At 33.0% G+C, this 24,087-nt stretch carries 20 protein-coding genes; 6 read left to right on the plus strand and 14 right to left on the minus strand.

Going from position 1 to position 24,087, the window contains the following annotated elements; all coding sequences use genetic code 11:
* Positions 1 to 119 precede the first annotated feature (119 nt).
* From DK441_RS02475 to DK441_RS02540, 14 genes are all read right to left on the minus strand, one after another.
* A complete protein-coding gene (locus DK441_RS02475; protein WP_109097322.1) occupies positions 120 to 3,668 on the minus strand; it encodes a tetratricopeptide repeat protein in 3,549 nt (1,182 codons plus the stop codon).
* 225 nt (positions 3,669 to 3,893) lie between these two features.
* Entirely contained in the window at positions 3,894 to 4,526 is a 633-nt protein-coding gene (locus DK441_RS02480; protein ID WP_109097323.1) for a Crp/Fnr family transcriptional regulator, read from the minus strand.
* Positions 4,523 to 5,302 carry a patatin-like phospholipase family protein gene (locus DK441_RS02485; protein WP_109097357.1) on the minus strand — a complete coding sequence of 260 codons (780 nt, stop codon included), beginning with the start codon at positions 5,300 to 5,302 and terminating at the stop codon, positions 4,523 to 4,525. The genes DK441_RS02480 and DK441_RS02485 overlap by 4 nt, the downstream gene beginning before the upstream one ends.
* Positions 5,303 to 5,316: 14 nt before the next feature.
* Positions 5,317 to 6,738 carry a cardiolipin synthase gene (gene cls, locus DK441_RS02490; protein WP_109097324.1) on the minus strand — a complete coding sequence of 474 codons (1,422 nt, stop codon included), beginning with the start codon at positions 6,736 to 6,738 and terminating at the stop codon, positions 5,317 to 5,319.
* A gap of 23 nt (positions 6,739 to 6,761) precedes the next feature.
* A complete protein-coding gene (locus tag DK441_RS02495) occupies positions 6,762 to 7,598 on the minus strand; it encodes a universal stress protein (protein ID WP_109097325.1) in 837 nt (278 codons plus the stop codon).
* A gap of 236 nt (positions 7,599 to 7,834) precedes the next feature.
* Positions 7,835 to 8,881, minus strand: a complete 1,047-nt coding sequence (gene moaA / locus DK441_RS02500) for a GTP 3',8-cyclase MoaA (RefSeq protein WP_109097326.1) — start codon at positions 8,879 to 8,881, stop codon at positions 7,835 to 7,837.
* Positions 8,874 to 9,785 (minus strand): bifunctional molybdenum cofactor biosynthesis protein MoaC/MoaB, encoded by a 912-nt coding sequence (gene moaCB / locus DK441_RS02505; protein ID WP_025664322.1) that lies wholly within the window; start codon positions 9,783 to 9,785, stop codon positions 8,874 to 8,876. The genes moaA and moaCB overlap by 8 nt, the downstream gene beginning before the upstream one ends.
* A 50-nt stretch (positions 9,786 to 9,835) precedes the next feature.
* A complete protein-coding gene (locus DK441_RS02510; RefSeq protein WP_109097327.1) occupies positions 9,836 to 10,279 on the minus strand; it encodes a molybdenum cofactor biosynthesis protein MoaE in 444 nt (147 codons plus the stop codon).
* Between the two features lie 50 nt (positions 10,280 to 10,329).
* Positions 10,330 to 11,427 carry a HesA/MoeB/ThiF family protein gene (gene moeB / locus DK441_RS02515; RefSeq protein ID WP_109097328.1) on the minus strand — a complete coding sequence of 366 codons (1,098 nt, stop codon included), beginning with the start codon at positions 11,425 to 11,427 and terminating at the stop codon, positions 10,330 to 10,332.
* A 23-nt stretch (positions 11,428 to 11,450) separates the two neighbouring features.
* Complete coding sequence (locus tag DK441_RS02520; protein ID WP_109097329.1) at positions 11,451 to 11,687, minus strand: MoaD/ThiS family protein; 237 nt, start codon at positions 11,685 to 11,687, stop codon at positions 11,451 to 11,453.
* Complete coding sequence (locus DK441_RS02525) at positions 11,671 to 12,255, minus strand: molybdenum cofactor guanylyltransferase (protein WP_109097330.1); 585 nt, start codon at positions 12,253 to 12,255, stop codon at positions 11,671 to 11,673. The genes DK441_RS02520 and DK441_RS02525 overlap by 17 nt, the downstream gene beginning before the upstream one ends.
* A gap of 16 nt (positions 12,256 to 12,271) precedes the next feature.
* Entirely contained in the window at positions 12,272 to 12,607 is a 336-nt protein-coding gene (locus tag DK441_RS02530) for a winged helix-turn-helix domain-containing protein (RefSeq protein ID WP_108809146.1), read from the minus strand.
* A gap of 359 nt (positions 12,608 to 12,966) precedes the next feature.
* Positions 12,967 to 14,142 (minus strand): gephyrin-like molybdotransferase Glp, encoded by a 1,176-nt coding sequence (gene glp / locus DK441_RS02535; protein WP_109097331.1) that lies wholly within the window; start codon positions 14,140 to 14,142, stop codon positions 12,967 to 12,969.
* A 598-nt stretch (positions 14,143 to 14,740) separates the two neighbouring features.
* Complete coding sequence (locus tag DK441_RS02540; RefSeq protein ID WP_160111920.1) at positions 14,741 to 15,289, minus strand: hypothetical protein; 549 nt, start codon at positions 15,287 to 15,289, stop codon at positions 14,741 to 14,743.
* Between the two features lie 333 nt (positions 15,290 to 15,622).
* Between DK441_RS02540 and DK441_RS26400 the strand changes: the two genes are divergently transcribed.
* From DK441_RS26400 to DK441_RS02565, 6 genes are all read left to right on the plus strand, one after another.
* The gene (locus tag DK441_RS26400) at positions 15,623 to 15,784 is read left to right on the plus strand and encodes a hypothetical protein (protein WP_160111921.1); all 162 of its coding nucleotides are present in this window, start codon (positions 15,623 to 15,625) and stop codon (positions 15,782 to 15,784) included.
* Between the two features lie 88 nt (positions 15,785 to 15,872).
* Positions 15,873 to 17,828, plus strand: coding sequence for a hypothetical protein (locus DK441_RS02545; protein ID WP_160111922.1), 1,956 nt, complete (start codon positions 15,873 to 15,875; stop codon positions 17,826 to 17,828).
* Positions 17,829 to 17,844: 16 nt separating this feature from the next.
* Positions 17,845 to 18,513 (plus strand): response regulator, encoded by a 669-nt coding sequence (locus DK441_RS02550; protein WP_109097334.1) that lies wholly within the window; start codon positions 17,845 to 17,847, stop codon positions 18,511 to 18,513.
* Positions 18,514 to 19,236: 723 nt separating this feature from the next.
* Positions 19,237 to 19,761, plus strand: coding sequence for an FKBP-type peptidyl-prolyl cis-trans isomerase (locus tag DK441_RS02555; RefSeq protein WP_235015693.1), 525 nt, complete (start codon positions 19,237 to 19,239; stop codon positions 19,759 to 19,761).
* Between the two features lie 1,335 nt (positions 19,762 to 21,096).
* Positions 21,097 to 23,181, plus strand: coding sequence for a TonB-dependent siderophore receptor (locus DK441_RS02560; protein ID WP_109097336.1), 2,085 nt, complete (start codon positions 21,097 to 21,099; stop codon positions 23,179 to 23,181).
* A 19-nt stretch (positions 23,182 to 23,200) separates the two neighbouring features.
* The gene (locus DK441_RS02565; RefSeq protein WP_109097358.1) at positions 23,201 to 23,818 is read left to right on the plus strand and encodes an HmuY family protein; all 618 of its coding nucleotides are present in this window, start codon (positions 23,201 to 23,203) and stop codon (positions 23,816 to 23,818) included.
* Positions 23,819 to 24,087: the final 269 nt, after the last annotated feature.

Below are 24,087 nucleotides of genomic sequence, written 5' to 3' on the forward strand. Positions count from 1 at the left end.
GGCTACGACTCTATTTCTCATACTTTCATAAAAATGTTTATTATAGAACAAAAGCCAAAATTCTTGTTGACAAACAAAAATTTCAAATGAGTTCATAAATGTTGTCAATCCAAATTTGTTTAGCTGTTATTTTTTTTCCTAAACAAGAATAGTAGCCATATTAAACCTCCTAATCCTATTACCCAATATAACCAAGTATAATTATTATGAAAAGAAACTGGAGCAGAATTTCCTACGAGATAAAACCCTCCCCAATAAAAAGGATCTAGTCGGTTTATATTACCAGTAGAAAGGTAATCAAGCTTCGCTTGCTGTAGTGCTTTTCCTTTGTTCATTCCTGATCGTAAATGAGTATAAAAATATTTCATTAACTCTGGAGTCGTTTGATCAGATACTTCCCAACGGGTAAGTAATAAGCTTTCGGTTCCTGCATACTGAAAAGCAGTTCCTAAACTCATAATTCCTTCTCCTTTGGTAATTTTTCCAGTTCCAGTATTACAGGCACTCAATACAGTAAGCTCTGCAGGAATATCCAGAGCAAATAATTCATGACTATATAGTAAATCGTCTTCTATAGAATCGTTACTTTTCGTAAAATAAAGTTTGGAATTATTAGGGTTTTCGTTATCAATATCTCCGTGCAAAGCTAGATGAAGAATATTATATTGTCCTGCATATTTTTTAAAATTAGACTCTACAGCTTGCTTTCCAAAGTAATATTGCCCATCAATAATGTTTGAGATTGCTTTGATTTCTTTTCTAGTGCCAGGAAGATCATCACTAGCATCTCTAAGAATGGCTAAACTTAAAACATTTTTTAAAGTATCTTGTGTATTATTTGAAAATGAAAATGCTAAACATTCCTGTTTTGGCTTTGACTGAAAATTTGTAGTAACGGGCTGAGCATTTGTTGTAATGGGTGTGAATAATAAATTGGCAGAGTTTGTATAAGAGGTTATATAGTCTCGCAACATATAGGGTAATAAGGAAGGGTTATTAGAACTCTCTTTTTTAGTGAGTAAGAGTTCAAAATCAAGTTGCCATAGAGGACCATCAGGAATAATTATCAATTCATCTCCGATTAATTGATCGATAACAGGAGTGATCAATTGATTATATAAATTATTTCCTATTGTTTTATATTCATGTATATCTTTAGATATAATACTGTTCCTAAAACGTTCTATTTTGTCAATAAGTTTTGGTGTAATTAATTTTTGTACCGTAATAGTATTTTTGTTAATTGTAAAAGCATAGGTATTACTATCTGATGTAAAAAACTCCAATAGAGTACTATTTTCATTTAGTTGTTCTTGGATTTGTGGTATTGATACAATAGTATTTTTATGTTTAAATTGATAATATTTTGAATAATTTTTTTCTATAACTAAGCTTAAAGAATCTTGTCGTTGGTTAATATCAAAAAGGTTGTTTTCGTAAAAAGCAATTTTAGAAGTGTCTATTTTCTGATTAGAGAATTCTTGTTTGATTTTAGATTGATAAAAAGCATAATCAATCCTTAATTTTTTTTCTAAAACTAAAATTTCTTCGGGTAATCCAGTAAACTTTTTTGCGTTTGTATTAGTGAGTAGTTCTTTTAGAATATTGGCTTTACTTTTTTCAGCGTAATAAAAAGCTTTTTCCAACGATTTTGGGTCTTTTTTTGCTGCATATAACAACATATGACATTCTATTGCTTGATGGTAAATTTCTTTTGTAATTCGAGCAAAATTCACCTTGTCGTGATGACCTGTAAAAGTTTGCCTAATAGTATTGATTAAGGGGTCTATTTTTAGATAAATATTAATGGCATGAATTAGATCATTGAGATCATTATTCTGTTGATATAAATCTTTATAAATCTTTGCTTTTCCTTTTAAGGTAGTTAATGAAATATTAGGGTCTATATAATTATTATAAGATGATGTATTATTGTTTTTAATTTCATCGATTTTATATTTGTTATTTGCTTTTTGAGCATTGTCGTAGTTTTGTAATGCATCTTGGTATTTTTCAGAATAAGAATATGTTTTTGCTATATGATTATATATATCTGCTATAACCCCATTATTTTCTACGTATAATCTTTTATACATTTCTAAGGATTCATTAAAATAATGCAATGCTTCATCAAATTGTTTTTTTTCTTGTTTTAACACCCCTATTTTTGCTAGAGATTTAGCCGTGTCAAGATAATCTGTATTAAATGTTTTCTTATATACATTTAAGGCAGCTTTATAGTAATGTAATGCATTATCATATTGTTCCTTTTTTAAAAAAACATCTCCAATTTTATTATAAGACGTAGCAACGATAGGATGATCTTCCCCAAAATTACTTATTCTAATTTTTAGCGATTTATTATTATACTCAAGTGCAAGGTCATAATTGTTTTGATTTTGATACACTGATGCCATACCACTATATCCATATGAAACCAGATAATGTTCTTTTCCGACAGTTTTAATAGAAATGTCTATAGATTTTTTATAAAACTGCAACGCCTTTTCATAAGCTCCTTTATCAACATAAGTATTACCCATATTATGATAAATGTTACTTAAAGCAGAATGATTTTTAGCTTTTTTTAGATATATTTTTAACGATTTTTGTAAATAGTCCAGTTTTTTATCATGAAACCCCATGATACCATAAAGACTTCCTAAACCATAATATGCATTAGCAACATGAATATTTTGATCCCCATATAATTCGGTATATATCTCTAATGCCTTTTGATATTTTTTTTCAGATAATTTAAACCTATCCGTATCTATATAAAGCATTCCTAATTTATAATAAAGACTTGCTAATGATTTACGATCCTCACTATTACTATTTGTTTTTATTTCTAATGCTTTTTTTATATGAAATTCTGCCTTTTCGTAGGCTGATAGAAAAGTGTAAGAACCTGCAATGCGCGAATGTAGATTAGCAATTTTTATGTGATCTTCACCATATTTTTGAATTAAAATATCTAGTGCTTTATTAAAGTTAGATATTGCTTCTTGGTTTTTACCTTGAACTCTGTTTAGCATCCCAATTTTAATATAAGATTTTGAAGTTATCGGGTGGTTTTCTCCATAATTTTTAAGTCTGATTTCTAATGCTTTATCGTAGTTTTTTATAGCCATAGAAATCTCTCCTTGTCTGTGGTATAGTACCCCAATATTATCATAAGATAAAGCAATATTTTTAGGATCTTTTAGAGAGATTTTTAAACGAATTTCTAATGCTTTTTGAAAATAATCTAATGCTTTTTGAAAAGCAGGAGAATTATTTTCATGATAATGACCTATATTATCAAAAGCATTTGCCTTTTCTTCACTATTATCTTGTAAATGTTTCTCACAAATTTCTAAAGCATTATTAGCATTCTCAAGAGATTTTGTGAAATTAGAAATTTTGTTTTGTATACTAGATATTTTGTTAAAGCAATTTGCTGCCTTTTCCCAATCCTTATTTTTTTGATATAGTAAAAGAGATTTTTCAAAAAAATCGATAGAGTTTTTGTAAACTTCTTCGGTGAGTAATGAATCTGCCTTTTTGTAGTATTGAGAGGCTAATAGTATATCTTTTTCTCCTTGTGAATAAGCGATTTGCCCAATAGTAATGAGCATTAAAATTTTAATCAATGGTGTAGATAAAACAGATAATAGTCGTTGCATAAATAATATTTTGCGATTACGCAGGTTTAACTTTTGTGTTAATAACAAAGAAACCGAAATTATAGGAATATTTTAGTTGTTTTTATTTAATACTTATCAGAGTCAGACATAACTAAATGTTTATACTATGTACAGTTTGAAAAATAATGCAATTATTATTGCAATACATTAACAATTGTTACAAAGTTTGTTTAAAGGGTATTCTTTACTAAGAACATCAACAGTTTACATTTCTAATACTTCGATATTGTTTCTGTTAAGTTTAACAACACCTTTTTTCTCAAGTTTTTTAAGCAATCGGGAGATTACTACTCTAGACGTATGAAGATCATATGCAATTTGCTGATGTGTAGTATTGATAATTTTGGTATGACTGATTTTGGTTTTGTCCTTAAGGTGCTTTAATAAACGATCATCCATATTTAGAAAAGCAATACTGTCTATGGTTTCAATGGTTTCTACTAATCGTTTGTGATAACTGCTAAAAACAAAGTTTCTCCAGGATTTGTATTTTGTTGTCCATTCTTCCATTTTTTCGATAGGAATCATTACTAATTTGGTATCAGTTTCTGCAATGGCTTTAATTTCACTTTTATGATGCCCCAGACAGCAAGATAATGTCATTGCACAGGTATCTCCTTGTTCTAAAAAATATAATAATAATTCGTCGCCATCATTATCTCCTCTAAGCACTTTTATAGCACCACTAATGATCAAAGGCATAAATTTAATATAGCTTCCGGGTTTGATGAGTTCAAAGCCTTCGGGGATTTCTTTAAAAGTTCCTACCTGATTAATTTCTTCGAGCAATTCGTCTTCAAAAAGGTGACCGTATTTATTTTTTATTTCTTTAATCATCCTTCTAGATTTTTTAGGAATAATCCTAATTGTAATTTTGCTTCCTGATATCCAAGATCATATATTTTATCCAAGCTACTACTGCTAAAAATACCGTGATTAACCAATTTCTTAGGTTGAATTATAATATCGCATAGATTAAACTTAACTTCGGCATTTGGCATAGCTCTAAGGTAATAAGCGCGTTGCATAACGTTGTATGAATGCTTAAAATCAGAAATTTTTGGTTTCCTAATCGGAGATACATCTACACCAATAATCAGGTCACAATGTTTTTTGAGTGGTGATACCGGGAAATTATCCAAAATTCCACCATCGGCATATAATTCATTATTAATGGTTACCGGAGTAAAAACACCGGGAAATGCAGCAGATGCCAATAAAGGTTTTATCAACTCTCCTGTGTTAAATACTTTTGTTGTTCCTTCTATAAGATTGGTTGCTGTAACAAATAGTTTTTTATGTAAGGATTCAAAGGAGTTTTCAGGGAAATACGTAAGCAGGTCGGTATAAAATTTTTCAGAATCTAAAAAACCAGCTTTTTTTCGAGAGAACCGATTTAATTTGAACAAAGGGGTTTGGGTAAAGAAATTTTTTATTTCTTCTGGAGGATGACCACCAGCATATAGTGACCCTACGATAGCCCCTGCACTTGTACCGGAAACAAAATCGACAGTTATTCCGGCTTCCTCCAGGGCATGTATAACTCCTATGTGAGCAACACCTTTAAACCCTCCACCAGAGAGTACTATCCCTATGTTTTTAAATGCTTTCATTTTCATTAATAAATTTACAAAACCGGACTAAAGATTTTGGCAAAACCTTCTTTTAATTTTTCACTCCAGGGACGTTGTATAAAGGTGCTAAAATCCAATTGCTTACTATTTTTAATATCTCTTAAAAAATCATCTCTTAATTCTATAGCAAAATTATCGTCGTAGATTACTGCATTTACCTCATAGTTTTGTTCAAAACTTCTAACATCCAAATTAGTTGTTCCTACAGATGATATGGTGTTATCGGCTACAATGGTTTTACTGTGTAAAAACCCTTCTGAGAATAGATGTATTTTTACTCCAGCCTGTAGTAGGTCTTCAAAATAAGAACGAATACACCATTTGACTATAACGTTATCCGATTTTTCTGAAAGTAGCACTCTTACATCAATTCCGCTCATTGAGGCTACTTTTAATGCATCCAGAATGGATTCTCCGGGGATAATATAGGGGTTTGTAATATAGATATAGTCTTTGGCTTCATTAATTATAGAAAAATACATCTGTTGGGTTGCCGAAAAATCAGAATCCGGGCCACTATGTACGATTTGGGCTGTAGAACCTTCTGTCTTTTTATAGGTATGAAAATATGAAGTGTCCAGAACTTCATCATTAGCACTTATCATATACCAATCCATTGCAAAAATGGCCTGAAGACTATGAACAACGGGCCCGTTGAGTTGTAAATGCATATCATGCCAAACCCCTAGGTTAGCATCACCTTTTACGTATTTATCAGATACGTTGATACCTCCTGTAAATGCAATCTTACCGTCTATTACTATGATCTTACGATGGTTTCTATAGTTTATCGATGATAAAAATTTACCAAATTTTATAGGCAAGAATTTATGGATTTCGACTCCTATGTTTTGTAGTTTTTTGATATACTTTTTACTCAAAGACATACTACCTATACCATCGTATAATACACGTACTTTTACTCCGTTTTTTACTTTTTTCTGAAAAAGCTCGAAAAGATCAGATGTTAATTTACCTTCTTCAAAAATGTAATATTCTAAATGGATAAAATGCTCTGCACTTTCTAAAGCGTCAAATATAGCTTGAAAAGTAGCTTCACCATTTTTAAGCAATTTCACGTTATTTCCTGTGCAGGGAGCAAAGTAAGAGTTTTTGGTAATTAGAGAAATGATTTTGTGGTGTTCTGCATATTCTTCTTCTGTTATTGAAGAATATTGATCCAATGCTTTTGCGATGTACGAAGTTACTTTTGGTGTATGTTTTAATCGGAATAATTTATTTTTTCTACGATTTCTACCAAGCATTAAGTACAAAAAGATGCCACCAACAGGAATCGTAAAAATAGTAAGAAGCCAGGCCAATGTTTTTGTAGGCCGCATTCCATTTAAAAGCAGTCGTATAACAATAAAAATTCCTAACAGGATATAAAGCGTAGTAGCAATATATAATAACATTTTATTGTATGAGTTTAAACATATCAACTATGCATAATTAAGAGAGGTACTCGTGTTCCATAACTTATTTTAGACGTTTCTGACCCCTTAAAAAATCGATCTAAAAATGTTTCTCTTTTGATAAACATAGCCGTCATATCAACATCCATGATTTGCACAAAACTATTAATAGCTAAAGCAGTTGGGACATTAATAATAGAGTGAAATGTATGATTTATTTCTTTAAAAAACTCTTTCATGTGTTTTTTGTCATCAAAATCGGCTACAGTTACAGTATCATCTTCTTTAATTTTAAGAACCCGTAAAGAAGATTTATGTTTTATGATAGTATCCATTAAAGGCTCGATACCTTCTGTATTAAAATGATCCCAGTAGTCTATAGCATATAAAATGGTTTTTGGATCTTTAAATTTATGTCCTTGAGGAATGGCTATTATAGGGCAGTCTATTTTGCGAATAACATTAAGCGTATTACTACCAAAAACCACCTCTGATGCTCCTGTAGCACCATTTGTTCCCATAATGATTATATCGATATTCTTAGATTTAACCACTTGTCGTATAGCATCTATAAAGACATCATAGTCGGTAATGGTATTAAATGTATAGTTTTGATTTGGATATTGGTCGGTTAGTTCTTTGACCATTTGACTAAGTTTCTTTTTAGTATCGCTAATTACCGACTGGTGGATTGTGGTATTAGCAGGAGCAGCCATAAGATCATCTGTAGTATAATGAGATGCTTTCTGTACATTAAAGAGATGAAAAGTGCAAAGTTCATTTTTAAAAAATTCTAAAGCATAATATATTGCATTTCTGGCATTGTCTGAAAAGTCGGTAGGAAGAAGGATATTTTTCATACGTTTAAATTTTAGTAATTACTTGATAATACATTAATTATAAAATTGAGAACGTATGTAACCACTCCGTTCTCACATTAAGAAATTTTAAACATCTTCTTTTGTGAAGAAATTTTTAATTTTCTTAATATTCGTTTCATGTGTAAAAGATTTATAGTTCTAAAAATAAACCAGATAGCATAAAATAACTATGATATCCGTCATGATGTTGGTCTATTGTTCTTACTCAGAATAAGTTAACCGCCAATAGCAATCATGCTACGATTATTAGAATGTATATCTGATTGGTTAAATTTATCCAGTGTATCCATCCCATTGCGTACTTTAAATTTGGTTTGTACTGCCTTTTGGATGATAGGGATTATTGATTTTCCCGCTCTTAACGTGGTCAAAAGATCTGATTCTTTTGAAGAGAATAAACAGTTTTTTATCTGCCCGTTTGCAGTTAGACGTATTCTATTGCAACCATCACAAAATGGATTGGTCACAGAGCTTATGATAGCAAAAGTGCCTTGATATCCTTTTATTTGATAACTTTTTGTAGTGTCATTAGGGGCATCTTGGAGTTTTACAATATCATTCTTTTCAAAATTAGAATGTACTTTAGAAAGAATCTCTTGTAAAGAAACCAGTCTCTTCATATTCCATTGATTTCCATCAAAAGGCATAAACTCGATAAATCGAACATGTACAGGTAGGTTTTTACTTAAATTAATAAAGTCAATAACTTCATCATCATTAAAACCTTTCATCAAAACACAATTCACTTTTACCACAAAACCTTCTTTAACTAATAAAATGATATTCTGATATACTTTTTCGAAATATGATCTACGGGTAATTTCTTTATTTTTTTGAGTATCGAGAGAATCCAGGCTAACATTAAGAGTTTTAATACCACATTTTTTGAAGTGATCTATAAATTTATCCACGATCACGCCATTGGTAGTTAATGTTAATTGAACAGGAAGTGAGGAGAGTTTTTCCATAATAAGAGCAGCATCTTTACGTATCAAAGGTTCTCCTCCTGTTAACCGAATTTTGGTAACACCCATACTTACAAATTCTTTGGCAATGGTATAAATTTCCTCATAGGTCATGAGATGATCTTTGGGGGATAATTGAATACCATCTGCTGGCATGCAATAGGTACATCGAAGATTACATCGCTCGGTGAGCGAAATACGCAGGTAATTGTGCTTTCTGCCAAAAGGATCAGTAAGAATAGCTTCTGATCTCACCGGTTTTTGAAACCTTTGAGGTCTGGTGTTAGTTTTAGTCATGTCTCGCTCCTTTTAAAATTCTAAACACATGTAATACTTCAGGAAAAATAGCATCCATAGACTCTTTTGCTCCATTAGTAGAGCCGGGTAATGCTAATACCAGAGTGTTTTTAATCGTTCCTGCTACACTTCTGGATAACATAGAGTAGGGCATACGATCTTGCCCATATTTACGTACAGCCTCTTCGATACCGGGAATAGTTCGGTCTAAAAGCGGTCGTAAAGCATCCGGAGTAACATCTCGTTTAGAGAGACCGGTACCCCCGGTATAAATAATAAGATCTGCTCCTTGTTGTTGATATTGTTTTGCATTTTCCTGTATGATTTCGGCCTCATCGGGAATGATTACATAATCTAAAATATCAACTTCACATTGTTCTAGTTTTGCGATGATAGCTTTACCAGCTTTGTCCTCTTTCTTTCCTTCAGAAATAGTATCAGAACAAACAATAACAGCAGCCTTAAGATCTCTTCTAAATTTATCTTTATAATCAGATTTTCCTCCTTTTTTATTGAGTAATTTGATATGATGAATCTCGACACCTTTATCAATAGGTTTTAGCATATCATACATATTTAGAGCTACAATACTTGCTCCATGCATAGCTTCTACCTCTACACCGGTTTTATAAATCGTTTTTATAGTAACCAAAACTGTGATTTCTAATCCTTCAATGGTATACTCAATTCCAGTATATTCAATTGGTAATGGATGACAATCTGGAAGTAAATCCGGAGTTTTTTTTACACCAAGTAATCCAGCTGCCTTACTCATTGCAAATACGTCTCCCTTTGGAACAGTACCTTGTTCTATTGCCTCTATAGTTTCGGGTTTACTAACCTTTACAATTGCTTGAGCTGTTGCAATTCTTAATGTAGATGTTTTATGAGTGATGTCTACCATATTTTGTCACTTGTCTTTTTTGAGATTTGAATTTTTATCTTTTTGAAGTTTTAACTATTCTGTTTCCATTGATGTGTTTGATCTTCAAAAATTTCTTTTCCAAAAACGGGAACATCTGCTTTAATAGCTTCAACCACATATTCCAGAGCTTTAAAAACTACTTTTCTTCTCGGGGAAGACACAAACACAAAAAGACAAATCTCTCCGGCATTTACTGTCCCTAAGCTATGGTAAATATGCATACAAGTAAGGTCAAATTTTTCGAAAGTGGCCTCTCGTATTTCATGAAACTTTTGATTTGCCATTTCTTCATAAGCAGTATAGTCAATAGCCGTAACGATCTTACCATCAATTTCATCTGCACGAACCTGCCCCAGAAATATGTTATGGGCTCCTATACTGGTTTTAGTTTGATGTTTTGCAATAGATGTTCCTATAAATTCTGACGAAATAGGACCTTGTACAAATACATTTTTTGGTTTCTTTTTTTCCATAGTTATTTTTTAGATCTTTTTAATCCAAATGTCTTTAGACCTCACAGGTCTTAGAGACCTGTGAGGTCTGGTATGATTTCATGTAAAGCAATAGCCCCTCCTTTTATATGAGATATGTTTTCGAATCCATTCTGAAGTAAGATGTCTAAAGCTCTTTTACTTCGAATACCAGATTGACAAAAAACTATCGTTTCTTTTTCTTTAGAAATAGTATCTAATTTTTGTTTAAGACTATCTAATGGGATATAAATAGGGTTTAAATATTCAATTTTTGGTTGCTCATGAGTCTCACGAACATCTATAAATTGGGCATTTTTTACTAAAAAAGCTTCTTGGGCAGTGATTTCTGAAATTTGCTTCACACCACAAAAAAGGTCGTAGTCTGTAGTTTCAAAACGATTTGCAGAATCAAGGATTTTGGATACTTCTGCTGTAACTCGATTAATAGTAAAAGATGAGAATTGTGTAGTTAAGCAATTGTACATTAACAGTTTTCCGTTAAGTACATCACCCAGGTCTAAAATAATTTTAAGAACCTCGTTGGCTTGCATACTACCAATAATACCTGGTAATACTCCCAGAACTCCTATCTCTGAGCAAGAAGGAACACTTCCTGCTTTTGGAGGTTCGGGGAATAAGCATCGATAAGAAGGACCATTTTGATAATTAAATACAGATACTTGCCCTTCATACTTAAAAATAGCTCCGTATACCAGCGGTTTATCGGTGATAATACAAGCATCATTAACCAGGTATCGGGTGGAGAAATTATCAGTCCCATCAACAATAATATCATATTCAGAAAAAAGAGATATGGCATTTTTTGGAGTTAGTTTTTCTGTATATGTATTAATAGTTACTGTAGGATTAAGATCTGTAAGGCGCTGTTTTGCTGCTACGGCCTTATTTGTTCCCAAAGAATCGGTGCCATATAAAATCTGGCGATGTAAGTTAGAGATATCTACGGTATCAAAATCAACAATACCAATTGTGCCTACTCCTGCCGCTGTAAGATATTGTAATACGGGACACCCCAGTCCACCCGCACCGATAACTAATACTTTAGCAGTATCTAGTTTTTCCTGACCAGCAGTACCGATCTCGGGTAAGATGATTTGTCTATGATATCTGGGATTAAACGAATTCATGATCTATATTTTGAATAATTAAATTATCCACCAGCGAATGGCGGCAACAAAGCTACTTCTACTTCTGAGTTAATAATATGACTTTGGTCAACTAATTGTTGGTCGATAGCCACTTTAAAATCAGTATTATTTAATTTTGGGTATTGATTTTTTAGCTTTTTTACTAATTGAGAAACCGAACAAACCTCGGTTTGTAAGTATTCTTCATTAGTTGTTGTGGCCTCGGCCAGCATACCAAAATATTTAATAGTCAATTGCATTTGTAATTGTTTTTAAATCCTCAACGGTATTCATATTGGTTACCAAAAGACGCTCTTTTTCAAGTACGGTAATGGTTTTTGTTTTTACTGCTGAAACGAGTTTACGTAAACGTCGCTCTCCATTCGTTAGTAATTTCTGGCAATGATCTGTACATCGTTTTTTATATAATGCGATTAGTGGAATACTCTTTCCATCAGCTTCAAATTGAACAATATCATAATCTTCTTTTTCATAGGATAGTAGCTTTTTTAAGAATTCGGTTGTTACTAAAGGAACATCACAGCTAATAACCAAATTATGTTCTGTTTTACTATGCATTAATCCAGAGTGTAGCCCTGCTAACGGCCCAGATTCGACTATAATATCTTCAACTCTTTTGACTCCAAAACCATCATAATCAGAATTACTACTAACGATAAGTATAGTATTAACCAATGGACGCAATGCATCAATACTATGTTGAATAAAAGGTTTACCGTCGAGTAGAATTAATCCTTTTTCTCTCCCCATTCGAGAACTCTTTCCTCCGGCAAGGATAATTCCTGTTATATTTTTGGGACCAGTCATATAAATGTTAAAATGGTTATAGTGAGATTTGTTTTAGCTCTTTATCCAGAAATTCCCAGCATTTTTGATTAATGTGATCAAATGTTTCAATGACTTTCTTACCATACGGAGTAAGATTTGCACCGCCACCGCCTTTACCACCAGTAGAAGTAATCACCAAAGGTTCTTTGGTAGATTTGTTCATGCTGTCTAATAAGTTCCAGGCTTTTTTATATGACATTTCTAACGCACTGGCAGCCTTGCTTAATGAACCTGTTTGTGCGATCGCTTTTAATAACTTTACTCTTCCTTCACCCAGAAAGACACCATGCTCAGATTCTATCCAAATTCTACTTTTTATTACATAATCCATATCATAAAACCGTTAGGTTTTCAAAGATACAACGATTTTTTTAGAGATGTTTTTCTTTTAGAAGATTTTAATACATAATCTGAATGAGGTTGTCTGAAAAGGTGAATTTCAACGTCAAACGAAGCCCTTTGATAAACTCAGGACAGGCTATCAAAGTTTTTATGCTATTAAACGATTAGCATTCGACACGCTACCATTGACTTATTTTTTAATAATCTACTTTTTAAGCACATTGTCACCCTGAGCCTGTCGAAGGGAATTTTAACTATAAATTTGCTTCGACAGGCTCAGCATGACACCCAGGTAAAATCCGTTAATTTACCTAATGAGTAACTTTTTTGTTGATGTTTTCTATTGTTTTATAGCAAATTGATCACCTGTACTGTATCGCCAATATTAACTTCTGTTACATCTTCGGGAAGATAAACCAAGGCATTGGCCATGGCAAAAGATCGTAACATAGAAGATGCTTGTCCGTCCAGGATAGTTACTTTGTCTTCTTCGGTATATGCTTTTAAAAACTCTGCTCTTTGGCCTTTTTTTGCATATTTGAGATTAGAAATAGCAGATGTTCGTTTTAAGCCATACTCTTTATATCCAGAGATTTTGAGTAATGCAGGTAGTACATAGATATAAAAACAACTTAGTGAAGAAGCAGGGTTGCCGGGTAACGCAAATATGGTTGTACCTTGTTTTTTGGCAAAATAAAGTGGCTTCCCTGGCTTTTGCTTTACTTTATAAAAAATTTCATCGACATCTAATGCTCTAAGTGCTTTACCTACAAAATCATAATCCCCAACCGATATTCCACCAGAAATTAAAACCGCATCATAATGAGCTATTGTATTTTCTAAAAGAGCAAGAGTAATATCATATTCATCTTCTACCTTAAAATAAGATATATCATCAAATCCTACTTTAGTCAAAGCAGTCGATAGCATGATCGAATTACTCTCATAGATTTGTCCATATTTAAGAGTTTGCCCTGGTGGTACTAATTCATTTCCTGTAGTGATGATTGCTATAGAAGGTTTTTGATAGACCTGTACATGGGTGATTCCCAAAGACGCGAGATATCCTACACCGGCAGCAGTAATTGTAGTTCCTTCTAAGAGTGCTATATCGCCTTTTTTTATTTGCTCTCCAAGAGGGCGAATATTGGCATTGGGCAGTACAGTCTCTTGTAATAGTACCTGTTTATTTTGTATGTCTACCTTTTCTTGCATGATAACAGCCTTTGCTCCAGATGGTACTGGGGCACCAGTAAAAATTCTAATCGCTTTACCTTGCTCGAGATTAGGATCGGTATCATCGCCGGCTTTTACTTCGCCGATTAGGTCAAATTTTTTCTCTTCGACAGATCCCAATGCATATCCATCCATTGCAGATTGTCTAAAAGGCGGCATATTGATGGGAGACATAACATCTTTTGCCAGTACATATCCCAATGCTTTTGATATAGGTATTGTAATGATTGCATCTGTTTTTTCGATGCTATTTTGTATTAATTGCAGGGCTTTTTCTACAGCTATCATAGGTAATTTCGTTACTAGTTTCTGGTCGTAAATAGATCACTATTAGATTTGTTTATTTTTGCGCAATTTCAATTTGTTTTTATCACCTGATGCTAAGGCATCTGTGTCAAAAAAGAAAATCAAAATTCCATCAAAAATAATTCAAATCCTAAAAACCACCTGTTTACAACCAGAAACTATGTACACAAAGGTACAGCGAAATTTGATTAGCGAAACTCTATTTTGAAAAGTTTTGTAGACATCTAGTAGGATTTTAGACCTCACAGGTCTCTAAGACCTGTGAGGTCTTGTTAAATTGGATGTATATACTACGGTCGATAACCAATTTATCATTAAAAAAGACCCCAAAGGAATACCGAATCGCGTTCGGTTACACCTATGGGGTCTTACACTTAGGGTTGAGTTGATCCTATTCCTTGAATAAACTCTGTTAAAAAATGCTAGTCTGGGCCTTGCCTTGTCAATGATTATAAAATCATGTTTTTCCAATTACATTTTGACAGACACCCTATGACTACACTGGTTATTGTTGACTTGTTCTACTTATACTAGACTTGATTTAGTACAAGTTTAACGGGTCTTTTTACGGGATCCCTCATCATAAGGATACGATAGTCGTAATCCTAAGCGTGGGATTGATCTGAGAGATAATGGTAATACTCTTATCTGTTTTTTCGATCACTTTGGTCTCAGGAATAATATCTACAACTTGGTTTTCATTTTTAAGATAGTAGGCATTTTCTTTTTTCTGAAACGATTCATGTAATGTTACTTCATTCTCGGTATTTGATTTTAAATACATAGATAATGGTCTTGGCTTAAAATCGATAAGCCATGCAATTAACTCTAGATTAGCAGGAGTGGTTGATTTTGTTTCTCCTGTTAAAAAATTTACAATGGGTTTAAATTTGTCACCGTGAACACGTTCGATAGCGTATGCTTTATTTTCTCCTTCTTCAAATTGAAAAAAGCGATTTAGAATACTTTCATCATACTTCTCTTTTCTACGGTTTAACAGCCATAAGCAGGCTTCTTTAATTTGTTTTCGGGTTGGTTCCTGGAGATAACAGTTCATTTCTCCACCTTTTTCCCTTTTGTACTTTTCAAGAATCTCATTCTTGTACGTCACACTTGTTTTTGTTCTCATAGGCATAGGTTATTGGAATCTTTAGGATTTCAATGGAATCTTTGGAATCCTTGGAATTGTTTACGGATATAGACTTGGGGTCTTTATAAATTCGCTTCAACAATTAGTTCCAGTTTCATTTTGCTAACATAGTAAATGTATGGATTTAGATGTTACGGAAATCCGTAGCGCGATGGTAAAAGCTCAAAAGGAAAGTGGCTAAACACTACCGCACCGGATTTCAACTTTCCGAAAAAACGAGGGAATATTCCCTAACTATTTGATTGCTATCCCAAATCCCTGGTATAGAACCAGGCAGCAATCCCCATGTTAAATCTTAAAAAATTAAATATTATGAGAACTTTTTTATACCTACTTATGACCCTATTTATCACTGCAAACCTTGCATCTTGTACTGCAGATAATATTAACGATACAGAAGATATCTCTGTTGAGACAGTTGGAACTGATGGTGATAACGGAGAAGTTGATCCTGATGCAGATCCTAAAGAGTAATTAATAATTTATTGATAGACTAAAAACCGGGTGTATATGGTATAATAACATACTATGTACACCCGATTTTATTTAGTATTTTAGAGGGATGAAACTTTGGCGTGTCGATTTCTTCTTTATTATGATTAGAGTACTACTACTTTTATGTGGTACTATACCTGCTTTTAGCCAAACAAAAACACAAATACCTTTATCTTCAAACGAATTAGATAGTCTTGCTCAATATTATGAGCTAAGTGATAAAGATACTTTATCAATAGCATTACGGTTAGATTATATTGATTCCTTTTTAAGTGGAGCAAGATTCTTTCAGCAAGATTCCTTGATTTCTAAAGGTTTGACTCGAAAAACATGGTTGTTTGGTAGGGTTAAACAATATGATAGTGCGATTATATACACACATCGATTATACGATTTAGCTAAACAAAATAGAGATACTACGTATATGATAAAAGCATTGATGAAATTGGGAATCTATCATAAGAAGAATAATCAGTTAGCTGAGGCTTTTCGATATCATAATGAAAATTTTAAAATCTCAAGAATAATTAAGGATACAATAAGAATTGGTAGAAGTTTATTGAATATGGCTAATATTCAAACCTCTTTAGGGGATTATTCGGGGTGCAAAACAACTGCAGTTGATGGAGTAACTTATTTAGAAAACACTGACGATTTAAAAACTCTTGCAGGTTTATACCATATCATTTCAGTAGCGAATTTGGAGCAAAAAAATTATAAAGAAGCTTTAAAATATAATACACAAGCTCTGGTTCTTGGTAAAGATAGTATATCTGCAAAAACGATAAGGATCAATAATATGTTGATGTTCAAAAATACAAAAGCCAATATATTAGCAGATCAAGGGAAGTATGATCAGGCAATAACTATATTGGAAAAACTGGTGACTGATCCAATAGTGCGAGAAGATCAAAGAGAATATGCAAGAGTGCTTAGTAATTTAGGATTCATACAATGGCTTCAAAATAGGAATAATAGTAATTCGGAGAAATTACTGCTTACAGCATTAGAAGTACGAGAAAAAATACTAGATATCCAGGGCCTAACTGCCAGTAATATGTATCTCACTAAATACTATCTAAACAAAGACAAAGAAAAAGCGTTACAATATGCAGAAGCAGCCTATCACAATGCAAAGCAACGTCGTAGTTTAACATCAATTCTTAAGGCTTTAGGGTTTATTTTTAAACTAAAAGAAAAAACTAATGAAGAGGCAAAGGAATATGATCGAATTCATAAAAAAATACAAGAAGTAAACCAAAGTAACCGGGAGATTTATGCGGTAACTCGCTATGAAAATGATAAACTCACCAACGAAAACCTGATTCTAAAAGCAGAAACGGCCAGGAAAGAACGGCAACAGGTGATTTATTTGTTTAGCACCCTGTTTGTTTTTTTAATAGGAGGACTGGTGTTCTATTTATATAGACAACGATTACGGCGAGAAAAAATACGAGAGGTCTATAATGCAGAAGCACGTATCTCTAAAAAACTACATGATGAGCTGGCTAATGATGTATACCAGGTGATGATACAGATGCAAAATGATCAAAATGATCCTGAGGTGTTAGATAAATTAGAAGAAATATATCATACGACCCGGGATATCTCTAGGGAGCATAATAGCTTTAGAACAGGAGAGGAATATGCTACCGAACTTAATGGTATGTTAAGTAGTTATAGTACCAATGGTACCAAGATTATTATTAAAGATATAGATGAGATCAACTGGCAGGCGATAAACCCCGAAAAAAAGATCATTGTACACCGTACTTTGCAAGAATTAATGGTAAATATGAAAAAACACAGCCATGCCGAACTGGTGGCGATCACATTTAAGAAAACACCCAAAGGTGTAGTAATCACGTATGCTGATACTGGTGTTGGCGTAGCAGCAGAAGAAATAATATATAGTAACGGACTCCAAAATACGGAAAACCGTATAAAAACGATCGGGGGATCATTTATCTTTGATTCAGCAAAAGGAAAAGGCTTTAAAGCGAAGATAAATTTTCCGAATTAATTATAATATAGAGCTTATGTTTAAGAAAGTTTTAGTTACAGAAGATCTTGGTAGTATTAGCCATGGTATCGCACATATTCTTCGAGAAAGAACTGGGATTGATGAAATACAACAAGCACAATATTGTGATGATGCTCTTTTAAAATTTAGAAGAGCAATTAGTGATGATGCCCCATTTGATCTGTTGATCACAGATCTTTCGTTTAAAGAGAGTCATAGAGAACGAAAATTGGCTTCGGGGATTGAACTTGTAGAAGCCATACGAGAGATCCAACCTAATGTTAAAGTTATTATATATTCTATGGAAGATAGACCCGGTAAAATTAAATCGTTTTTTGCAGAACAGCACATAGATGGTTATGTATGCAAAGGACGTTATGGACTAAACGAATTGGTAAAATCGGTTACCGATGTGTTTAACAACATTCGATACGTATCCCCACAATTAGAAAGTGCAATGAGTAAGAATAATGTTTTCGAACTCCAGGATTATGATATTTTGTTATTAAAGCATTTGTCTGATGGCCTTACCCAGGAAGAGATAGGGAATCATTTTAAGAAAAATCAAATTTCTCCTAATAGTACAAGCTCTATAGAGAAGCGACTTAATAAATTGAAATATAATTTTAAAGCCAAAAACGCCATTCATCTGGTGGCAATGACCAAAGATTTAGGGCTTTTGTAGAGGTTTTCCCTTCGACAGGCTCAGGGTGACAGGTGTCAGAAGCTCGAAGTCGGATGCTAAGTGTATTCTTGTTATTGAGTGTATTAGTATGTGAGTTTTTGAGTATGTTAGTTTGTTAGTGATTGAGTGTTCTGCATTGATTATTGAATATTCTATATTCGGTGTTCAATATTTACAATGTTATTCCGACCCATTGATATTGCCTGTCCCGAGTTTATTTTTACATTTAGAGTTTTACATTTAACATTGATATTTCTTTGTCATCCCAGCCCTTCGGCATGGCTCTGGATAAACTAAAGGCTGGGATCCACAGCGAAAACGCCACTCCAAAGTAGATTCCGGATCAAGTCCGGAATGACAGGCTAATTCATATCAAAAAGGTATCGCAGTACGCTAAAGTAAAAGTTTAGGTGTTGTAGGTATAGATTTATTCTAATCAGACCTCACAGGTTTCTAAAACCTGTGAGGTCTGGTGTTTCATACTCCAGATCTTAAACCCTTGATTTTCCTTTAGATAAATATCATTTTTATTTATTCTGGATCAAGTCTAGAATAAACACTTCTTTTTTTACCCTATACATCTATCAAGATCATTTTTTTTAAAACGCATAAAAAGTTTTCCCCAGTTTCATTTTTTGAAACTGGTATTTTTTATTATCGCGTCATAGTTGCTATGTCAACAAATACATTAACCAAAATATAAACAATCACAAATACAGTAACATGATGAAAAACGCATTAGTAATAGCGAGCTTTTTGATTTTTATTTTTTCATGCAAATCAGATGATGATGGCTCAATTTTAGAACCAGACCCCATAAATTTGGAGTATACCCAAGAAGAAAAAGATGCAGAGATTGCATGGATCAAATCATTTATTGAAGAAAATGGGATCCCAGCCATAGAGACAGAATCGGGATTGCACTATGTTATAGAACAAGAAGGAAATGGGTTGACTCCTGCAGAGGAAGATCTTATTGTTTTTTATTATAAAACGATAAACCCTGCAACCGGAGAAGTATTAGGAGAATTAACCAGGGATGATAGCAAATATGGATTAGTAGGTTCTATGTACGGTATGCTAGAGGGTGTAAGAGAAGGATTTATGTTAGTTAATGAAGGAACTATAATTACTATGATCGTACCATCATACCTGGCATACGGAAAAAGAGGTTCTTTTATAGGTGATATTGAGCCAGAAACAATTCTGATGTATACAATGGAACTAAATCTTGTTTTGAAGAAATAGTATATTAACTAAGTATTTTTGTTTCAATCATAAATTCCGGATGACAGGCTAATTCATATCAAAAAGGTGTCGCAGTACGCTAAAGTAAAAGTTTAGGTGTTGTAGTTAAAGATTTTGTTCTAATCAGACCTCACAGGTCTTTAATACCTGTGAGGTTTAGTTTTACTACCTGCCAGATAATATGATGAAGTGTTGTAAGTGTAAAAATCTAAAAATCAGATATTTAAATTTTTGAAATGCCAGATTCACATTAGTTTAACGCTTTTATTACGGAAATCCACAAGGAATTGTCGTTTATTAGCTTTAAATTTGAGGTAATACTTAAAATAATTGAGATTGTGGCTTAAAAAGAGCAGCAATTATTGATATTGATCAATCGTAAAAAGCTACTAAATAGGTAGTTATAAAACAGAAACAACCCCGCAATTGTAAAACTTTGGCGAGCCAACAAAAGCAGGGTCTGAATAACGATTGATTTAATGTAAACCAACCATTATAAGGATATTTTTAGAGTAAATAGCTCAAAAAAGGATATGATTTCTGAATGATTTAACCCTAAATCCTTATATATAATTTCTATTCGATAATTTGTGTCCAAAAAACATAAAACGAACTATTTTATCTTTTTTAGTAGTTCTATTTTCCTAAAGCACAATATAGTAAGAAGCTTTCAAATAATTACGGTTTCCCGTAAGATATTTCTCCTTTTTTTTAAATATTTTTTGTGCTATTTTCATATTAAATCCCATAATACTAGTATAAAAATCTATAATTCAGCTATTTATATTGCATGTTTTATAATGTTGGTTGTAAGAAGTTACGGTATAGAGGTAAGTATATAAATGACTTATTGAAATTTGTTTAGAGATCTATTTTTAAGGATTCTTTGTTAGTATAAACTAAAGATTGAGTTGTATTGATAATGGAGCTTTTTTTCAGACCTCACGAGATTATTTGAACTTGTTTCAGCATCTCTATGAGGTCCGAAGGTGGGGTAATCGGGTAATCATATATTCTGTTACATGTACCAGTAACAAAAAAGGTCGTCTGAATAACCTGGTTTTTTCTTAATCGATCTTGGGAGCAAATGTTTCGGTATCTCTATATACAACTTTGTAACAACCATACCTCTCTTTAATAGCATCACATCTCAATTGTTTTTTCTACTTAAGTAGTTGCTACAGATCGTAATGTTATTCCCAAAAATGCACAAAATGTCGTTTTTATCATTTGTAGGTTATTTCTGTAAATAAATGACAAAAATAGTTAAGTTTATTTAGAATAAATAAAAATAAATATATATTTGCACTCTATTAAGAAGCATTCTAAATAAAAATGAAGTTTGAGAGTCTGATAATCTGCGTTTTAGCAGGTCTTGTTATTGTAAGTGGATATTCGCAAGAAAAAACTATAGATACTACTGTGGTTAATGAGCTACAAGAAGTAGTTCTTACCGCTACCCGAACAGAAAGACAGCTTTCTTCTCTGCCTTTACCAGTTACTATTGTTTCTCAGGAAACCATTAAGCAATCAGGAACCATTAGACTTAATGAAATTCTAAGTGAGCAAACAGGGATTATAACTGTAGCCGATGAAAGTGGTTTTGAAGGAGTACAAATACAAGGGATTGCTTCAGATTATATTTTGATTCTTATAGATGGTGTTCCTCTGGTGGGTAGAAAAGCAGGAAACTTTGATGTAAATAGATTAACCGTTGGTAATATAAAACAAGTAGAAGTTGTTAAAGGGCCATCTAGTAGTCTTTATGGTTCTGAAGCTTTGGGCGGTGTAATTAATATCATTACCGAGAAACCAAAAAGTGATGTGTTATCGGGCAATGCTTCTTATCGAATAGGCAGTTATACCCAGCAGGATATTAATGTAGATATTAAGCAACGCATTAAGAGACTTGGGTATGGTGTTTTTGCAAATCGATTTTCTAGTGAAGGTTATGATCTTACTCCTGATACTGCGGGACAGACTGTAAACCCATTCGAGAATTATACAGTTAATGGTAGGTTGTATTATGATTTTTCTGATCAGTTTTCGTTATTTCTGTCTGGTCGTTTATATACGCAATACCAGGATGCCGGATTTACAGCCAATACTACAAGTTTTGAAGGAGATAGCGAGGAACAGGAGTGGAATAGTCACATACGTCTTGATCACAAATGGAGTAATGATCTAACTACTCAATACGAGTTTTATTATACGAATTACAATGCCAAAGAAGAACTGGCAGACTCTAGTTCTGGCGATATAGTAAGTGATAGTGATTTTGATCAGCGTTTATTGCGTCCCGAAATACGAACTACCTACGCATTTAAAGATAGAAGTAAACTTACGCTCGGGATAGGTTTTCAATACGATGAGTTAGATCGTACTTTTTTTGATACACAAGTAGATTTTAACTCTCAGTATGTGTATGCTCAATATGATGTAGACCTTATTGAGCGATTAAACGTCATTGCGGGAGCACGTTTTGATAATCATTCAGAATATAATAACCAGTTTAGTCCTAAGCTTGCATTGCGGTATAAAATCACAGAGGCTTTGGCTGCCAAAGCTTCTATAGGATATGGTTTTAAAGCTCCAGATTTTAGACAGCTTTATTTTGATTTTACAAACTCTGCGGTGGGGTATACCGTACTAGGATATAATGTGGCTTTAGAAAAATTAAATGAACTACAAGCTCAGGGTCAGATTCTTGATGTGGTTGTTCCCGAATCATCATTACAAGATCCCCTCGAAGCAGAGAGCTCTATAGGATATAATGCAGGATTAACTTATAATGAAAAGCGATGGAATGCAGAACTCAATTTTTTTAGAAACGATATTGAAAATCTAATCGATACTCGTGTTATCGCTCGTAAAACTAATGGGCAAAATGTATTTAGCTATTTCAATTTTGATAAAATATACACGACAGGTATAGAGTTTAATACCAACTATAGAATAATCGATAATGTAAGATTGAGTGCCGGTTACCAATTACTCTACGCTTTTGATAAAGAAAAAGAAAAACAAGTAAAAAATGGCGAAGTATTTGCTCGTGATCCCGAAACTAATCAAACAGTTGTAGTCTCACGATCAGAATATTTTGGACTTGTGAATCGCTCGAGGCATAATGCGAACTTTAAAGTTTTTTATGATATCGTTTCCGAGAAAGCGAATATAAACCTAAGGCTGTTATATAGAAGTAAATACGCCTTGTTTGACACTAACGGTAATGATCTTATAGATGATTATGACACCAGTTTTGTCGATGGATTTGTGACAGCAAATATTGCAGCCAGTAAGACTTTTTACGAAAATTTTACACTACAAATAGGTGCAAACAATCTTTTTGATTATACCGAAGATAACATTCCCACTTTACCAGGGATACAATTATATGCAAAACTTAACTATCAATTTTAATATTTTAAATGTCATGACAATGAAAAAATTATCAATATTATTTTTAGTACTTAGTGCAGTACTTATTTCGTGTAGCAGCGATGATGATGCGCCTACTCCAGTACCGGTTAAATCTGAGAAAATTTCTAACCTTGAGGCTATACAAACAGGCGGTCAGGGAACTGGAAACCCTATAGGAGGAGCATTTACCAAATTTGATTTTGAAACAGGAAAAATAACTACAAGTGATACCGATTGGGATGTCGCATTTAGAGGTACTACCATAGCAATTAATGGAGGAACAGTTACTGGTGTTGCAGAAGAACCAGCACGTAATGGTAATGTAGGAGCAGCAGTAGTTACTGGAACATTTGCAGGAGTAACCAATGCAAAAGATGTAACTTTTAATCAAGATGCAGACGGTGCATTTGCGATCCCTACAGGAAGTGATAATGGTTGGTATAATTATGCTGGACCTCCAACTCATTTGATCTCTCCAATCCCTGGAAAAATACTTGTTTTTAAAACCCGTAATGGTAACTATGCAAAAGTAGAAATACTGAGTTATTATCAGGATGAAGATACTTCTAAAAAGTCACAATATTATACATTTAATTATGTGTATAATCCTAACAAAGGAGAAACCTCTTTTGAGTAATACGTATACCTCAAATTCAATTATATAATGTGTATATTGAATTAACTATTTAGATGAAACCGGTAAATTTTGACTTTACCGGTTTTTTTATGAAGTAAGTTTATACTATTTCTAAATTGAGATTAATATGCGATTTACATCTACATAAATTGCTTTCTTATACAAAAGCATAAAAATCATGTTATTAAGTAATTAAAAATTCGCCCCTATTTCTTGGGTATTCGTCACAAAACCTCATTTTTACTTTGTGATTTCTGTGGTTGAGCTAT

The sequence above is a fragment of the Aquimarina sp. AU58 genome (genome assembly GCF_900312745.1).
Lineage (GTDB): Bacteria > Bacteroidota > Bacteroidia > Flavobacteriales > Flavobacteriaceae > Aquimarina > Aquimarina spinulae.

Bases quoted from the DNA above. Each gene is read 5' to 3' on its own strand.
- DK441_RS02475 (WP_109097322.1), bottom strand. From the start codon at position 3,668: ATGCAACGACTATTATCTGTTTTATCTACACCATTGATTAAAATTTTA.
- DK441_RS02480 (WP_109097323.1), bottom strand. From the start codon at position 4,526: ATGATTAAAGAAATAAAAAATAAATACGGTCACCTTTTTGAAGACGAA.
- DK441_RS02485 (WP_109097357.1), bottom strand. From the start codon at position 5,302: ATGAAAGCATTTAAAAACATAGGGATAGTACTCTCTGGTGGAGGGTTT.
- cls (WP_109097324.1), bottom strand. From the start codon at position 6,738: ATGTTATTATATATTGCTACTACGCTTTATATCCTGTTAGGAATTTTT.
- DK441_RS02495 (WP_109097325.1), bottom strand. From the start codon at position 7,598: ATGAAAAATATCCTTCTTCCTACCGACTTTTCAGACAATGCCAGAAAT.
- moaA (WP_109097326.1), bottom strand. From the start codon at position 8,881: ATGACTAAAACTAACACCAGACCTCAAAGGTTTCAAAAACCGGTGAGA.
- moaCB (WP_025664322.1), bottom strand. From the start codon at position 9,785: ATGGTAGACATCACTCATAAAACATCTACATTAAGAATTGCAACAGCT.
- DK441_RS02510 (WP_109097327.1), bottom strand. From the start codon at position 10,279: ATGGAAAAAAAGAAACCAAAAAATGTATTTGTACAAGGTCCTATTTCG.
- moeB (WP_109097328.1), bottom strand. From the start codon at position 11,427: ATGAATTCGTTTAATCCCAGATATCATAGACAAATCATCTTACCCGAG.
- DK441_RS02520 (WP_109097329.1), bottom strand. From the start codon at position 11,687: ATGCAATTGACTATTAAATATTTTGGTATGCTGGCCGAGGCCACAACA.
- DK441_RS02525 (WP_109097330.1), bottom strand. From the start codon at position 12,255: ATGACTGGTCCCAAAAATATAACAGGAATTATCCTTGCCGGAGGAAAG.
- DK441_RS02530 (WP_108809146.1), bottom strand. From the start codon at position 12,607: ATGGATTATGTAATAAAAAGTAGAATTTGGATAGAATCTGAGCATGGT.
- glp (WP_109097331.1), bottom strand. From the start codon at position 14,142: ATGATAGCTGTAGAAAAAGCCCTGCAATTAATACAAAATAGCATCGAA.
- DK441_RS02540 (WP_160111920.1), bottom strand. From the start codon at position 15,289: ATGAGAACAAAAACAAGTGTGACGTACAAGAATGAGATTCTTGAAAAG.
- DK441_RS26400 (WP_160111921.1), top strand. From the start codon at position 15,623: ATGAGAACTTTTTTATACCTACTTATGACCCTATTTATCACTGCAAAC.
- DK441_RS02545 (WP_160111922.1), top strand. From the start codon at position 15,873: ATGAAACTTTGGCGTGTCGATTTCTTCTTTATTATGATTAGAGTACTA.
- DK441_RS02550 (WP_109097334.1), top strand. From the start codon at position 17,845: ATGTTTAAGAAAGTTTTAGTTACAGAAGATCTTGGTAGTATTAGCCAT.
- DK441_RS02555 (WP_235015693.1), top strand. From the start codon at position 19,237: ATGATGAAAAACGCATTAGTAATAGCGAGCTTTTTGATTTTTATTTTT.
- DK441_RS02560 (WP_109097336.1), top strand. From the start codon at position 21,097: ATGAAGTTTGAGAGTCTGATAATCTGCGTTTTAGCAGGTCTTGTTATT.
- DK441_RS02565 (WP_109097358.1), top strand. From the start codon at position 23,201: ATGAAAAAATTATCAATATTATTTTTAGTACTTAGTGCAGTACTTATT.